General features: G+C 42.8%; 13 protein-coding genes. 6 read left to right on the forward strand and 7 right to left on the reverse strand.

Annotated features, from left to right (window positions below; genetic code table 11):
- Positions 1-5 precede the first annotated feature (5 nt).
- Positions 6-1,151, reverse strand: a complete 1,146-nt coding sequence (fruB, locus tag H2O73_RS16575; protein ID WP_182110042.1) for a fused PTS fructose transporter subunit IIA/HPr protein — start codon at positions 1,149-1,151, stop codon at positions 6-8.
- A gap of 228 nt (positions 1,152-1,379) precedes the next feature.
- On the opposite strand from fruB, the gene cra reads away from it, so the two are divergent.
- Positions 1,380-2,360, forward strand: a complete 981-nt coding sequence (cra, locus tag H2O73_RS16580) for a catabolite repressor/activator (protein WP_182110043.1) — start codon at positions 1,380-1,382, stop codon at positions 2,358-2,360.
- Positions 2,361-2,424: 64 nt separating this feature from the next.
- Here the strand turns inward: cra and H2O73_RS16585 are convergent, their stop codons facing one another.
- From H2O73_RS16585 to H2O73_RS16600, 4 genes are all read right to left on the reverse strand, one after another.
- Positions 2,425-4,305 (reverse strand): methyl-accepting chemotaxis protein, encoded by a 1,881-nt coding sequence (locus tag H2O73_RS16585; RefSeq protein ID WP_182110044.1) that lies wholly within the window; start codon positions 4,303-4,305, stop codon positions 2,425-2,427.
- 320 nt (positions 4,306-4,625) lie between these two features.
- Positions 4,626-6,506: a methyl-accepting chemotaxis protein gene (locus H2O73_RS16590; protein ID WP_246335956.1), complete on the reverse strand. Its 1,881-nt coding sequence runs from the start codon at positions 6,504-6,506 to the stop codon at positions 4,626-4,628.
- A gap of 176 nt (positions 6,507-6,682) precedes the next feature.
- Positions 6,683-7,162: a hypothetical protein gene (locus H2O73_RS16595; RefSeq protein ID WP_182110101.1), complete on the reverse strand. Its 480-nt coding sequence runs from the start codon at positions 7,160-7,162 to the stop codon at positions 6,683-6,685.
- A 125-nt stretch (positions 7,163-7,287) separates the two neighbouring features.
- Positions 7,288-7,656: a YgiW/YdeI family stress tolerance OB fold protein gene (locus H2O73_RS16600; protein ID WP_182110046.1), complete on the reverse strand. Its 369-nt coding sequence runs from the start codon at positions 7,654-7,656 to the stop codon at positions 7,288-7,290.
- Positions 7,657-7,835: 179 nt separating this feature from the next.
- Here H2O73_RS16600 and H2O73_RS16605 point away from each other — a divergent pair, with 179 nt between their 5' ends.
- From H2O73_RS16605 to H2O73_RS16625, 5 genes are all read left to right on the forward strand, one after another.
- Entirely contained in the window at positions 7,836-9,302 is a 1,467-nt protein-coding gene (locus H2O73_RS16605) for a cobyric acid synthase (RefSeq protein ID WP_182110047.1), read from the forward strand.
- Positions 9,302-10,081 carry a molybdate ABC transporter substrate-binding protein gene (modA, locus tag H2O73_RS16610; RefSeq protein ID WP_246335957.1) on the forward strand — a complete coding sequence of 260 codons (780 nt, stop codon included), beginning with the start codon at positions 9,302-9,304 and terminating at the stop codon, positions 10,079-10,081. The genes H2O73_RS16605 and modA overlap by 1 nt, the downstream gene beginning before the upstream one ends.
- On the forward strand, positions 10,068-10,784 hold the full coding sequence (modB, locus tag H2O73_RS16615) for a molybdate ABC transporter permease subunit (RefSeq protein ID WP_182110048.1): 717 nt from the start codon (positions 10,068-10,070) through the stop codon (positions 10,782-10,784). Before modA ends, modB begins: the two co-directional genes overlap by 14 nt.
- A complete protein-coding gene (gene modC, locus H2O73_RS16620) occupies positions 10,781-11,887 on the forward strand; it encodes a molybdenum ABC transporter ATP-binding protein ModC (protein WP_182110049.1) in 1,107 nt (368 codons plus the stop codon). The genes modB and modC overlap by 4 nt, the downstream gene beginning before the upstream one ends.
- A 103-nt stretch (positions 11,888-11,990) precedes the next feature.
- Positions 11,991-12,245: a DUF3297 family protein gene (locus H2O73_RS16625; RefSeq protein ID WP_220457639.1), complete on the forward strand. Its 255-nt coding sequence runs from the start codon at positions 11,991-11,993 to the stop codon at positions 12,243-12,245.
- Positions 12,246-12,498: 253 nt separating this feature from the next.
- Here the strand turns inward: H2O73_RS16625 and H2O73_RS16630 are convergent, their stop codons facing one another.
- The gene (locus H2O73_RS16630; protein WP_182110051.1) at positions 12,499-12,726 is read right to left on the reverse strand and encodes a hypothetical protein; all 228 of its coding nucleotides are present in this window, start codon (positions 12,724-12,726) and stop codon (positions 12,499-12,501) included.
- Positions 12,727-12,751: 25 nt separating this feature from the next.
- Positions 12,752-14,149: an MATE family efflux transporter gene (locus H2O73_RS16635; RefSeq protein WP_182110052.1), complete on the reverse strand. Its 1,398-nt coding sequence runs from the start codon at positions 14,147-14,149 to the stop codon at positions 12,752-12,754.
- Positions 14,150-14,151: the final 2 nt, after the last annotated feature.

A 14,151-nucleotide genomic window follows, 5' to 3' on the forward strand; every position in this document is an offset into this window, starting at 1 on the left:
ATTGCTTAACCTTCCCCTAAGCCTGACTCAATAGCGCTTCCAATTGCGGCAATTGCATCGATGGCATCACTGCCTTGTGCCGAGAACTCTAGTTGGTGACCATGTTTTACGCCCAGACCAATGACTTTCATTAAGCTCTTAGCGTTGACTGCGTTGCCTTCGGCATCGAGGTTACGAACGGTAATAGCACTGTCAAACTTTTTCGCGCATGCAACTAGCATTGCGCCGGGACGAGCATGTAAACCGTGAGCATTACGAATTTTGAACACAGCGCGATTGTCGTCTACTGAGTCACTCATTGGGTTGTTGGTGATTTGTGTATCAGGATTGAATATGTCGATAAGCTCGACAGCTGACCTATCAACGAGACTTCCTATCGTTTTGTTGATGACTAATTCGGTCAGTGTGTTGAGCTGGCTAAGATGCGCATTGTTGCAACCCGAGAATGCAATTAACGCATTAACTGCAAGGCTATCGTGTAAGCATTGATTAGCTGTAGATACAAAGGCCATGCTGGTTTTATTTACGCCTTTATCTGATGCTACTAGCCACACGCCATCGCCAAGATGGGTAGGGGATTTAGAGACGATGTCAGCCACAAACGCGTTGCTGACACTGCCACTGTTTTTCAGTAATCCTGCGGATACCGCAGCCATTTGCAACATGTCACTTGCTGGGAAATCTAATTGAATATGACTCGCGTCAAAATCGATAGCAAATTGAGTTTCGCCAGCTAAAAGCGAGATAATCTCTTCGGCTCTTTGCGCATTTTTCAATGCTTGCTCTACGCCGTCTTCAGAGAGCACTTTAGTTAACTGTTTCAGAATACCTAAATGTTCATCACTTTTTGCTGCAATGCCGATAGCAAGAAATACGGTATTGCCATCACCCCAATCGACGCCATTGGCAAAATGAGCAATGGTGACACCTGTTTGCTTAACTAAATGTCGAGTGTTGGTGGTGCCGTGTGGAATGGCAATGCCGTTGCCCAGATAGGTTGAGCTTTGAGCTTCACGCTCTTTCATACCGCTATGGTAATTCGCATCAACAAAGCCTTTATCTGTAAGTTGTTCTGCCAGGAATGCAATAGCTGATTGCTTATCCTCATGCACCTGATTAAGCGTGATATCTTGGACGGAAAGCTTGAGCATATTAACCTCGGTCTAATGTATTTGATTTAAAGCTGAAACGATTCAGCAAGCGGTTAAAAAAATTCAGCAAATGCCTCTAGATTAGTAGAAATTGAGATGACTACTACAAATAAACTCATTGCTGAATCCTTTCAGCTTTAATGCTGTATCGATTCAGCTTATAATGCAAATAAGTTAGTGATCATCGTTTTTAAATTTTGATCCAACCCACAGAAAATCGGATTAATAATGACATTAGATGAAATAGCAAAGTTAGCTGGCGTGTCGAAAACGACAGCGAGTTATGTGATTAATGGTAAAGCTCAGCAATATAGGATCAGCCAAAAAACACAGCAAAAAGTAATGGCAGTGGTTGAGCTACACAATTATCGCCCCGATCTTGCGGCAAGCTCACTAAGAGTAGGGAGCAGTCGTTCGTTTGGCTTAATCATTCCCGATCTTGAAAACACCAGTTATGCTCGTCTCGCTAAATTACTGGAACAAAACTCGCGTAAAGCAGGCTACCAGATATTAATTGCTTGCTCAGACGACGACCCAGAAACCGAACGAGCGGTTGTTCATGCTTTAGTCAGCCGTAAGATTGATGCCCTGTTTGTCGCAAGTTGTATCGCTGATGCGAACGACTTTTACTTAGCGCTACAAAACCGAGGTACGCCAGTCGTTGCTCTTGACCGTCCGTTAGATGACGAACACTTTTGCTGTGTACTTAGTGAGGATTTTGATGGTGCATATGAGCTGGCTAGTTCCATTGTATCAGAGCGTGTTCAAACCATCGGTGTAATAGGCGCACTACCAGAATTAACCGTTTCACGTGTACGAGAGCAGGGGATTCGTCGTGTGGCGAGTGAATCAAACCTCGCAGTAAAAGTAGGCTATGGAAACCATTTTAATCGAGAAGAAGGCAAAGCAATTTTTGCACGTTGGATCGAAGAAGGGAATGTACCCGAAGCCATCGTGACTACGTCATATACCTTACTTGAAGGGGTGTTGGACGAATTGCTAGTGCATCCTGAACTCTCAACCACGCTGAAGCTTGCGACATTTGGTGACAACCGCTTATTAGATTTCCTTCCGTTTAAAGTGAATTCATTATGTCAACAGTTTGAGATAATTGCGGACAGTGCGCTGGCATTGGCACTCAATGCGGCAGCGAAACGATATGAAGCAGGGGTTGAATTGGTTCCTCGGCAGATAGTGGTAAGAAACTAACATTAATGGTTCTGAAAAAAGAAAGCCCTGCAATGCAGGGCTTTTACTTAACTTGCTTTAAGAATTAGTGCTTAAAGAGATGTACTTGATCGTTCAATCGCATTGCAATCTGACGTAAGTCTTCAGAAAGCGAACGAGAACTTTGTGCCTCTTGAGTCAAGTGGGTTGAAATATCACTCACTTGCTGAATGTTTTTGCTTACTTCTTCAGTTACGGTGCGCTGCTCAGAAGCGGCATTCGAGATATGTGATGCCATCTCAGAAATCTCTTGAATAGAGATGGTGATTTTCTCTAGTGCTTCTGTTGCATCGTTAGCATCTTCTACGCTTGAAGAAGCAAGATCTCGGCTACGAGTCATAGACTCTACAGCTTCAACACTGTTCTTCTGTAGGCTTTCGATCATTTCACGAATTTCTACCGTAGAGCTATGCGTACGTTGAGAAAGAACTCGAACTTCATCCGCAACCACTGCAAATCCACGACCTTGATCGCCAGCACGTGCCGCTTCGATCGCCGCATTTAGCGCTAGAAGGTTAGTTTGCTCTGCAATATCACTGATTGTTGAAGTGATAGTGTTGATGTCTTGTGCGTTACGCTCAAGTTCACCAATCACGCGTGCCGCATTTTCTAACTGAGAAGCTAGGTTAGTGATTGAGTCTTGGTTGCGTTTAATAACTCGTTTACCTTGGTCACAGTGATCCGTAGAACCGTAGGCTGAATCTGCGGTAAGTTTTGCATTACCTGCAACTTCTTCTGCCGCTGCTGACATTTCATGAACAGCCGTCGCGATTTGAGATACTTCATTGAGCTGAGTTGCTAATGATTCACTTAAATCCGTCGCCAATTTGGTACTTACTTCAGATTGACTATCTAAGTTCTTAGATGAATTAGAGATGTCTTGAACAATCTCTTGCAGCTTGGCAATAAACGCATTGACTTGGCTAGCCAAAATACCGATTTCGTCTTGAGTTTTCACTTCAATACGTTTGGTTAAGTCACCGTTGCCTTCTGCTAGATCACGCATTGACTCACTCAGGTTATTCAGTGGAGCAAGTGCACGCTTAACAATGACCCAAGCGATAACAGCAATCATCAGAACTTGTATCAAGCCCATGATAATTAATTGACCTGATAAGCCTTCATGCGATTGAAACGCGTGTTCTTTATCAACGACAATTGTGTAGTACCAATCTGTGTTTGGTACGCGTTTAGATGTAATCAATACGTCAGAACCGGAAATGACGGTTTCTACTAACTCTTGGCTTTGAGCAAGTTTAGTGATTTGTGCAGCACTTAAGTCAGGAGAAATGTTATCGATGGTTTTTAGCGAAAGTTTTGGATCTTTGTGAGCAACAATATTGCCTTTGCTATTAGTTAAAAAGGCTTCGACACCTTCAACCTTAAGATCGATAACATCGCTTACTAAGTTATCAATTTCAACATCAGCACCTAGGACACCAGAGATGCTACCTTGAGTAAAAGGTACCGCAATGGTCATGTTCAGACCATTGTTTTGCACGTCATGGTAAGGCTCTGTGATGTTAACGCCACCGGCTTTAATGGTGTCTTTATACCAATCACGTTGACGTGGGTCATAATCTTCAGGTGTACCTAAATCGATACCAAGAATAAATTGACCATCATCTAGACCAGCATAAGCAACACGGAAGTCGCCAGCTTTAGACGCAGTTGAAAGGTACGGTTGTGCTTCAGAGGGGTCGATAAAAGCGTCAGAAGCAGAACGTACAACATTAATTTTTGCTTTAATCCATTGATCCATACTCGTCACACTACCGTTAAGTAATGTTGTCGCGTATTGATTAATAGAACGGGTTGTTTCGTCAAATATCTGCTTGCTCGTAATATAAGTTTGAGCGGTGGTCATTAGCAAGATAGAGAAAACGAAAGCAAGGGTTAGTTTGTTTTTTATTGATAGCGCAGACATATGTATTTTCCAGTACTCGACAGGGAATCGACGAGAGAATACCAGAGGCGATGAGTGCAAATGCAATAGTGCGATTAAAAATTAGACGCCTATCGCAATATTAATTGATATTACTGACTTTATTAGTGTAAAGCGTCGCAAGTTTACATGTTTACAGTGAAAATCAAAGAGTTATGAGCCAGAAGCGGTTAACTAATTCAAGCATAATTTGTTTATTTAAATATACATTTAAATTTCAATGTAATTACAAAGGTAATTTATTTGTAACGAATGGGGTGCATAAAAAAGCCCTGAATATCAGGGCTTAGAAAATAAAGAAATTAGTATTTAAAGAGGTGAACTTGTTGATTAAGTCTTCTCGATATTTGTCTTAGATCTTCCGACAGTGAACTTGAGTTGCGTGATTCTTCAGAGAGAAGCGATGAAAGGTCATTCGCTTGCTGAATATTTTTGCTTACTTCCTCAGTTACTGTTCGTTGTTCGGAGGCGGCATTGGAAATTTGTGACGCCATGTCTGAAATTTCCTGAATCGAAATAGTAATTCTCTCCAAAGCTTCTGTTGCATTATTTGCATCGTCAACACTAGAAGCAGCAAGTTCGCGACTTTGATTCATTGAATGAACCGCTTCCAGGCTGTTTTTCTGCAAGCTTTCGATCATTTCACGGATTTTAACCGTAGAACTATGAGTACGTTGCGACAACACGCGTACCTCATCAGCTACGACGGCAAAACCTCGACCTTGCTCACCAGCACGCGCGGCTTCAATGGCGGCATTGAGAGCGAGTAGGTTGGTTTGTTCTGAAATATCACTGATGGTAGAAATAATCGTGTTGATGTCTTGCGCATTGCGTTCCAACTCGCCAATAACGTTCGACGCATTTTCTAACTGAGAGGCAAGGCTGGTTATTGACTCTTGGTTTCGTCCAATCACTCGTTTACCTTGTTCACAGTTGTCTGTTGAACTGTAGGCAGAGTCGGCAGTTAATTTGGCATTGTTCGCTACTTCTTCTGCTGTGGCAGACATTTCATGAACGGCGGTTGCTATTTGTGATATCTCGTTTAACTGCGCCGAGAGTGAATCACTGATCTCTTTTGCAACTTTGGTACTGACTTCAGATTGGCTATTTAGATTGTCAGATGAGTCGGAAATGTCGTGGACAATCTCTTGAAGTTTAGCGATAAACGCATTGACTTGAGTTGCAAGAAGACCAATTTCATCTTTTGTATCAACCACCATGCGTTTAGTTAAATCACCATTACCTTCGGCTAGATCACGCATTGAATCGGTTAGATGGTTCAGTGGTGCCAAGGCTCTTTTAACAATAACCAGTGCAATCACCGCAATGATCAAGACTTGTAAGCAACCCATAAACATCGACTGACCAATTAACAAATGGTGAGATTGGAATGCATAGTCTTTATCAATCACTATGGTGTAAAACCAATCGGTATTAGGAATGGCTTTTGATGTAATCAATACATCAGTGTTCGAAATGACGGCTTCAACCAAATCAGTACTAGTAGAAAGTTGATTGATGGTATTAACGTTTAGATCGGAAGAGATTTGTTGGATATCTTTCAGTGTTAGTGACTTGTCTTCATGGGCAACAATTTTGCCTTTACTGTTGGTCAAGAACGCCGTAACACCTTCATCATCAATTTGCACCGCATTGCTGACCAGTGTATCGATTTCTACGTCGGCACCTAGGACGCCTTTCACGCCGCCAGCAGAGAATGAATCCGCTACAGTAATGACCAGTTTGTTGGATGCCGCATCAAGATAAGGTTCGGTAATATTGACGCCCCCTTTGTTTATCGTGTCGGTATACCAGTCACGAGTTCTTGGGTCAAAGCCCTCTGGGATATCGAGATCGACGCCAAGTAAGAATTCACCACTGTCTAGAGCGGCATAAACAACACGTAAATTACCTGACTTAGTAGCTTGGGCAAGATAAGACTCAGGATCACCTTGGTTGATGAATGCGTCAGAAGAAGAGCGGACTACATCGATTTTAGAGGTGAACCATTGGTCCATACTCTCGACTTTACCATCGAGTAGAGTGTTTCCATATTGGGTTATTGAATGTTGTGTTTCGTCTAGAATTTGCTTACTTGTTAAATATGTCTGAACGGCAGTCATAATTAAGATAGCGAATACGAAGGCGAGGGTAAGTTTGTTTTTAATTGATAGCGCTGACATATACATCATTTTCCTTACATCAACATATGAGCCAGCGCAGAATATCAAACGCTGTACGGAAAAGTATGTTAATGAGTTGAAATCTTGATGTTGCTCACGTTAAAGCACGCTATTGATGTTGTAGTCAATTTAACCTTGATTAACACAATATCAATAGCGGTGTATCTGTGGCGTAATTAGTACTGGAAGCGCACCGACATGGTGATTTGAGGGCCGTAAATGCCGTAATTACGGGTTTCTGCTGAAAGCGATAGTTGGGACGTTGAATGGAAACGAACACCTGCATGGAACACCGAGCTTTCATCGAGTCGACCCATACGCGTTGTCGCTTCAATCTGATCTGTTAACCACATACGTAAGCCAATGTTAAATTCCGGAACAGTTTCGCGATCTTTATTGTAAGAGTCAGGATAACTGATGCTGTGTACCAGTGCTTGTCCAAAGACATCGGCAAATTGGTTAATTGGACCATTAAAGCCAAATCCAGCCGCAACATCAGCGTCGCCATCAAATTGGCTGTCCGCTCTGGCGACAAAATGCACGTTTTCAAGCATCATCAAGCTAAATTCAGTGCCAGAGAAACGTGGATCGATTGATGTTCTAAACTCTAAATAGTTATAACTAAAATTGTTAGCTAGAGCAGCTGGTGCAGCCATCGAACAGGCTAAAGCAGCTAAAAGGACGGTTTTCTTCAAGGTAATTCTCCAACGATCAGCACAGACACAGAAAAGGCCTGCATAGGCAGACCTTGTTAGTTATTTTACCTTTAAATCTTAAAGATTTATAGCACTTGAATGCGATCAACCTCTATCTCAGGTGTGCTGCCACCTTCAAACTCACCAAACAGCCTAACCTGAGTAGTCGCGTCAAGTGTTTGTTTCAACACAATGTCATCATCAAGCTCTACTCTAACTTCTGATTCGCCATCGCTGAAAATGAAGTTTTCATGGTCAAGTTGACGTATTAATTTACCTTCTAAGACCACTTTTTGTTCGGTGAACATGCTGCTATCAGCAAGTAAGTTGGTCAAGTTTGTGAGTTCAACGGGCCCCTTATATTGAATCATATTTTGGTTGTGCTGTTGATCTCCACCAGCAAGAGCGATAGTAGGAGCAAGGATAAGTACAGCTGCTGCGATAATCTTTTTCATGGGGTTTCCTTAATGCTAATTGTTTAATGTCGTGCCTTTGTTTGATGGTGCTATTAAACAATAAGCAATGTGAACTAATACTGATGACAGCATTCATTTTCCATTCATATTTTTATTAGTATTAGCATTCTAAAGCCGATATCATTCTTACAAAGTAATCAATAATATAGCTGGTTAATATGTATCCACCGTTCAAGGCGTTAATGGTTCAAGGCACAACTTCTGATGCAGGCAAAAGTGTATTGGTTGCTGGTTTGTGTCGAGTATTGGCGCGAAAGGGCATTAATGTTGCACCTTTTAAACCGCAAAACATGGCACTAAACAGTGCTGTAACACGTGACGGTGGTGAAATAGGTCGAGCGCAAGCGGTTCAGGCTGCTGCTTGTAATATTGAGCCGACAGTACATATGAATCCAGTATTGTTAAAACCAAATTCTGATACTGGCGCTCAGGTTATTTTGCAAGGCAAAGCTTTAACCAATATGGAAGCGACGGGTTACCACGACTATAAGCGTATCGCGATGGATACGGTTATTGACTCTTTTGAACGATTGGTTGATGAGTTTGATTCCATCATGATTGAGGGTGCAGGCAGCCCTGCGGAGATAAACCTACGGGCAAATGATATTGCCAATATGGGGTTCGCTGAAAAAGCGGATGTTCCGGTCATTATCGTCGCGGACATTGATAGAGGTGGTGTATTTGCTCATCTATATGGCACGTTAGAATTACTCTCTCAAAGTGAGCAAGATCGGGTGATTGGTTTTGTCATTAATCGCTTCCGAGGTGATATTGCACTACTTCAATCGGGGCTTGATTGGTTGGAAGAAAAAACCGGTAAACCTGTGATTGGCGTGCTGCCATATCTGCACGGCTTTGACTTAGAAGCAGAAGACGCAATAGATAACCAACAACAACTCTCAGAGCAAGCTAAGTTGGTGATTAAAGTTCCGGTGTTTACTCGAATTAGTAATCACACAGATTTTGATGTGTTACGACAGCATCCCGACATTGACTTGCAATATATAGGTAAAGGTCAGTCGCTTTCGGGTGCCGATGTGATCATATTACCTGGTTCAAAATCAACACGTTCAGATTTGGCTTATTTACGCAGCCAAGGCTGGGATAAAGAAATCGCGAAGCATTTACGATTTGGCGGAAAAGTGCTTGGTATTTGTGGCGGCTTTCAAATGCTAGGAAAAGAGGTAAATGATCCTCTTGGAATTGAAGGCGAACCGGGAACAACACCAGGTTTAGGTTACTTAGATACAGTCACCACAATGACCACCCACAAAAAGCTGACTAAAGTAAAAGGTCAACTAAACTTACTTGGTAAACAAGCCACAGTATCAGGGTATGAAATCCATGCTGGTGAGAGCACCATTGAAGGTCAACAACCTATTTTGCTTGAGGGCGGACAGATGGATGGCAGTGTCAGTGACTGTGGGCAACTGTTTGGTACTTATCTACATGGTGTGTTTGATGATGCACAAGCGCTTTCATTACTTTGTGAGTGGATGGGGGCTGAAAATATTGCTACTGTCGACCATCACGCCAACCAAGAGCGAGCAATCAATCGTATTGCTGATGCGATTGAAGAACATTTAAAGTTGGATTTACTGTGGCCTGAATTAGGCAATCAATAATGATGTTTACGTTAAAACGATTTACCCAATGCGTGTCGCTGCTCTTTACTATGGTGGTGTTTTCTCAAATCTCGTTTGCTCAAGATGCATCATCTCAGCAAACCATTCGAGTTTATGCAGCATCCTCTTTAACCAACGCACTAAATGAACTAATCACCCAATACGAGAACACGCATGATGTCGATATCGTCGCTATTTATGGTGGGTCTTCGTCATTAGCAAGACAAGTTGAACAAGGTGCCCCTGCTGATTTGTTTATTTCCGCCAATGAGCTCTGGGTAAAACACCTCGAGAGGCAAGGTGTCGCGAAGCAAGAAGATATTCATATCTTTAGCCAGAATCGTTTAGTGGTCATTGCGCCAAAAGGTACCGTAGGTGAGTTGGATATTACTCAACAAAGTTCGTGGTTAAATATGCTTAAAGATAGCCGCCTAGCTATTGGTCAACCTAACGCCGTGCCTGCGGGCATTTATGCAAAACAATCGCTTGAATCTTTAGGTGTGTGGGCGGGGTTAAGTAAACACTTAGCACCAACCAGCAACGTTCGTATTTCATTAACGCTGGTGGAGCGAGGTGAAGCTGCATTAGGAATCGTTTATCAATCTGATGTGATGGTGTCTGAAAAAGTACGTGTTATGCACACATTTGACGAAGCTTCTCATGACCCGATTCGCTACCCACTGGTGCAACTAACGGCTTCTCAATCGGTGACGCAGTTTATGCAGTTTCTACTTAGTGAAAGCGCAAGTAAAACGCTTGTAGAGTATGGTTTTAACTAGAGGTTACGGTTTGCTTTCAGAATACGAATACCAGGCGCTTATCTTAAGTATTAAAGTTTCGCTCTATGCGGTTGTATGGTTGATTCCAATAGGGGTATCACTCGCGTGGTTGCTTGCGAAAAAGCAATTTGTCGGTAAATCCATCATTGATAGTTTGATTCACTTACCTCTCGTTCTTCCTCCTGTGGTTATCGGTTATCTACTGTTGGTGGTTATGGGGCGCAAAGGTATTGTTGGTGAATGGCTTTATGAATCATTCGGTCTCTCTTTTGCTTTTAATTGGAAAGGGGCCGTGCTCGCCAGTATTGTAGTGGCACTACCCTTGATGGTTCGCGCCATTCGGCTGAGCTTTGAAAATGTCGACAGTAAATTAGAACAAGCCGCGTCTACATTAGGTGCTTCTCCGATTAAAGTCTTTTTTACGATCACTTTACCGTTAACATTACCGGGCATTATTACTGGTACTATGCTTGCCTTCGCCCGTAGCCTTGGTGAGTTTGGTGCGACCATTAGTTTTGTCTCTAACATTCCTGGTGAAACGCAAACCATCCCTCTAGCCATGTACACTTTTATCGAAACACCAGGTTCGGAACTCGAAGCGATGCGATTGTGTGTTATTTCGGTTGTTATAGCGTTGAGTTCTTTGTTGGTCTCTGAGTGGATGTCGAGGCAATGCTCTCGTCGATTAGGGGCGAAGCAATGAACAAACTAAAGATAGAATTTAGACAAAATCTTGGCAATACCGCATTTGATATTAATGTTGAGCTACCAGCGCAGGGGATAACCGCTATATTCGGTCGTTCTGGAGCGGGTAAAACGACGTTGATTAACGCTGTTGCTGGTTTAACCCAGTTAGATTCAGGACGAATTGAGATAAACCACCGCATACTGTTTTGCCAACAAGCGGGAATTAATATTCCAACACGTCAGCGGCGAATTGGTTATGTCTTTCAAGAGTCGCGCCTATTTCCTCATTACCGTGTGAAAGGCAACCTACTTTATGGCGCTCCGGAAAGTGACAACGACTACTTTAATCAAATTGTCGATTTACTTGAGTTAAGAATGCTATTAGACCGCTTTCCTATTGAACTCTCTGGTGGTGAGAAGCAGCGAGTCGCGATTGGTAGAGCGTTGCTGACCAAACCCGATATATTACTCATGGATGAGCCGTTAGCATCACTGGACTTGCCGCGAAAGCGTGAGGTGTTGCCATTTTTGGAGCACTTAGCCAACAATGTCAATATTCCTATCCTCTATGTCACACATAGCCTGAATGAAATCATTCGTCTTGCTGATCACATCGTGGTTGTGGATCAGGGCAAGGTAGTGACGACGGGTTCTATCGAGCAAGTATGGGCCTCAAATGCGATGCGTCCGTGGCAATCCTTCGCGGGTCAAAGCTCGTTATTTGAAGCTAAGTTGATTGAGCAAATTGAGGAATATGCGCTGTCTGGACTTGAATTGGCAGAAGGTGTCATGCTATGGGTACAAAAGGTTGAAGAACAGTTGCAAAGTAATGTTCGTCTGCAAGTTCGTGCTAATGATGTCTCGATTAACCTAGATAAGCCTGAGCGCAGTTCGATACGAAATGTCTTGCCTGCAGAAATTGTCGAGTTGCAAACCCAAAGCCACGGTAGCCACCGTCAAAGTGTTTCGGTTAAACTCAAATTGGCGCCTGATTGTTATTTGTGGGCAACCATAACCGCTTGGGCGAGAGAAGATCTCGGTTTAGAAATAGGTATGAAGGTATACGCGCAAATCAAAGGGGTCAGTGTTACTCAGCGCGATATCGCATTATCACACTAGTTTTTTGCCCAATCGCAGTAATAGTGACCATTCTTATGTGAGGAAGCGCTTGAGCGCTAAGGCTATATTCACTAGAATGGCGCGATTTTATTTATTACAGGTCATGAACATGAACGACACTAAATCGCTTCCAGCTTTACCGGATCACCTTTCAGGTAACCCACGTAGCCCGTTCTATGTAGCAGAAGTTTTTGAACACCAAATCGGTATCCGCTTAAATGGCAAAGAGCGTACTGATGTTGAAGAATACTGCATCAGTGAAGGTTGGGTTAAAGTGGCTGCGCACAAAGCGCTAGACCGCCGCGGTCAACCATTGTTGATGACGCTAAAAGGCACAGTTGAAGCGTACTACTGCTAATTAGTTAGACAAACCATAATTCAAGCAGGGTGGTATTTATGTCACCAAGCCGAATTGAATGGGTTCGTCATAATTGTTATGTATGCTCACCTCTATACAGGACCTAGATCTATTTTAGGTCCTGTTTGTTTGTAGACAATTCAGTTCAAATTGTTTTGCTTCAAGACAATACCTTCCTCCATAAATCCTCCGCTTTACTCTTTTCGAATAGACATATTTAACCGGTATCACATAGCTAGCGATCAAGGTGTTGCTATTTTGCTTCACTATTTTTTTGCTGATCTTGCTCTTCTTTATAACCGAGAGTTCGAATGTGTTCACCATGAATGGTGTTTTTCATCAACGCCCATAACGCAGCCAAAAATCGTTTGTGCAAGGCATGATGTCGAATGTATTTGTAGTGAATATAGACATAGAGAATGACAAAGGTAACGAGTGCGAGCGCGATACCGTAAGTTTCATAGAGAGAAAGGAAATTCATAAAGTAAGCCTTAAAGTATTGACGATTAAGATTCGGAAACTAGGTGGTTCATCCATTTTTTGGTTCTAAATCGGTAGACACAAGAAAACCATTTAAATATCGCTTCTAAGAAAAACACCATAAAAACAATATCGGGTTCTAGCTTTAGCCATAATGCACATATCGCGGCAATAGGAATACCGAGTAACCATTGCGTGAGCAGGTCTTGGTAAAGACAAAACTTCACATCTCCACCAGAGCGTAAGACACCGACCACCATAATTGTCGGTAAAGAGCGCACCACAATACCGAAGCACAAAATTAAATAAAATGATTGCGCTAATTCTAAGGTGTCGGGAGTTAACGCCGAGAACCATGACAATGTATTGCTCATATTGAAGTACAAAAGCAAAGCCACGACGGCATTACAGACTAGTGCGATAAAAACAAAGAAGATCGATTGATAATAAGCTCGTTGGAACTCTTTCGCGCCTAAATTGTTGCCGACGACGACTGCCGAGGCATTCGCAATGCCGGTTAGAATACTTAGAGAAAACGCTTCGATAGGTGAGATGATGGTCAGTACCACCAGACCTTGCGTCCCTGTACTGCCCATGATTGCGGTGTAGGCAAAAACGCCCAACGCCCAAAGAAGAAAGTTGCAGGTTGTGGGCACGGTTAGTTGAGCAAAATTTCTTAGATGGCTTGCGTCAAGCGACGAGAATAATTGACGAAAATTTATCAATAGCAAATGCCGGCGAGATTTGAGGAAAATAAACAATGCAAAGCTCTCAAACGCCGCAGCTAAAGTTGTGCCTATGGCCGCGCCCTTAATACCGAGCGCTGGAAGACCAAATAGCCCAAAAATGAGTACCCAATTAAATATAATATTGAGAATGATACCGATGGCTGAAAATAATGTGGCAGTCGATGCTTGATGAATGGATCGCAACCCAGCGGCAATACTACTTTGATAAGCCATAAATAGTAGTGAAGGCGCAGCATAGAGTAAGTATGTTTTTGCTAGCGCGATAATATTCACGTCTTGACTGGCAAGTCCAATCACATAGGGTGAAAAAAGCAGTAATAAAAATAAGGTGACTAAGGTGAGGGCACAACTTACAAGCCAAGTGAGTCCAATGCTTCTTTTCAACCCATGTTCATCATTGGCGCCAAAGTGCTGTGCTGCCAGCATAGCGCCACCTGTAGCAATGCCAGATAACAAAATAGTGAGAACAAAAAGAGCTTTAGTCGCTATGCCTGCTGCGGCAACATCAAATTCTGAGAGTTGTCCAAGCATAATCACATCGATGACGCCTTTACTCGAGAACAAAACGGTTTGCAGGGTGACAGGGATCGCGACGCTAATTAAGCTTTTTAACAACCCTTTGTCTAGGTAGCTGAATATAGAGGGAGATCGGCTTAACGCATTGGGTAGCTGCATAA

The sequence above is a fragment of the Vibrio marinisediminis genome (assembly GCF_014050145.1).
Classification (GTDB): domain Bacteria; phylum Pseudomonadota; class Gammaproteobacteria; order Enterobacterales; family Vibrionaceae; genus Vibrio; species Vibrio marinisediminis.

Excerpts from the sequence above, each read along its gene's own strand:
- fruB (WP_182110042.1), bottom strand. The coding sequence starts at position 1,151 with ATGCTCAAGCTTTCCGTCCAAGATATCACGCTTAATCAGGTGCATGAG.
- cra (WP_182110043.1), top strand. The coding sequence starts at position 1,380 with ATGACATTAGATGAAATAGCAAAGTTAGCTGGCGTGTCGAAAACGACA.
- H2O73_RS16585 (WP_182110044.1), bottom strand. The coding sequence starts at position 4,305 with ATGTCTGCGCTATCAATAAAAAACAAACTAACCCTTGCTTTCGTTTTC.
- H2O73_RS16590 (WP_246335956.1), bottom strand. The coding sequence starts at position 6,506 with ATGTCAGCGCTATCAATTAAAAACAAACTTACCCTCGCCTTCGTATTC.
- H2O73_RS16595 (WP_182110101.1), bottom strand. The coding sequence starts at position 7,162 with ATGGCTGCACCAGCTGCTCTAGCTAACAATTTTAGTTATAACTATTTA.
- H2O73_RS16600 (WP_182110046.1), bottom strand. The coding sequence starts at position 7,656 with ATGAAAAAGATTATCGCAGCAGCTGTACTTATCCTTGCTCCTACTATC.
- H2O73_RS16605 (WP_182110047.1), top strand. The coding sequence starts at position 7,836 with ATGTATCCACCGTTCAAGGCGTTAATGGTTCAAGGCACAACTTCTGAT.
- modA (WP_246335957.1), top strand. The coding sequence starts at position 9,302 with ATGATGTTTACGTTAAAACGATTTACCCAATGCGTGTCGCTGCTCTTT.
- modB (WP_182110048.1), top strand. The coding sequence starts at position 10,068 with ATGGTTTTAACTAGAGGTTACGGTTTGCTTTCAGAATACGAATACCAG.
- modC (WP_182110049.1), top strand. The coding sequence starts at position 10,781 with ATGAACAAACTAAAGATAGAATTTAGACAAAATCTTGGCAATACCGCA.
- H2O73_RS16625 (WP_220457639.1), top strand. The coding sequence starts at position 11,991 with ATGAACATGAACGACACTAAATCGCTTCCAGCTTTACCGGATCACCTT.
- H2O73_RS16630 (WP_182110051.1), bottom strand. The coding sequence starts at position 12,726 with ATGAATTTCCTTTCTCTCTATGAAACTTACGGTATCGCGCTCGCACTC.
- H2O73_RS16635 (WP_182110052.1), bottom strand. The coding sequence starts at position 14,149 with ATGCAGCTACCCAATGCGTTAAGCCGATCTCCCTCTATATTCAGCTAC.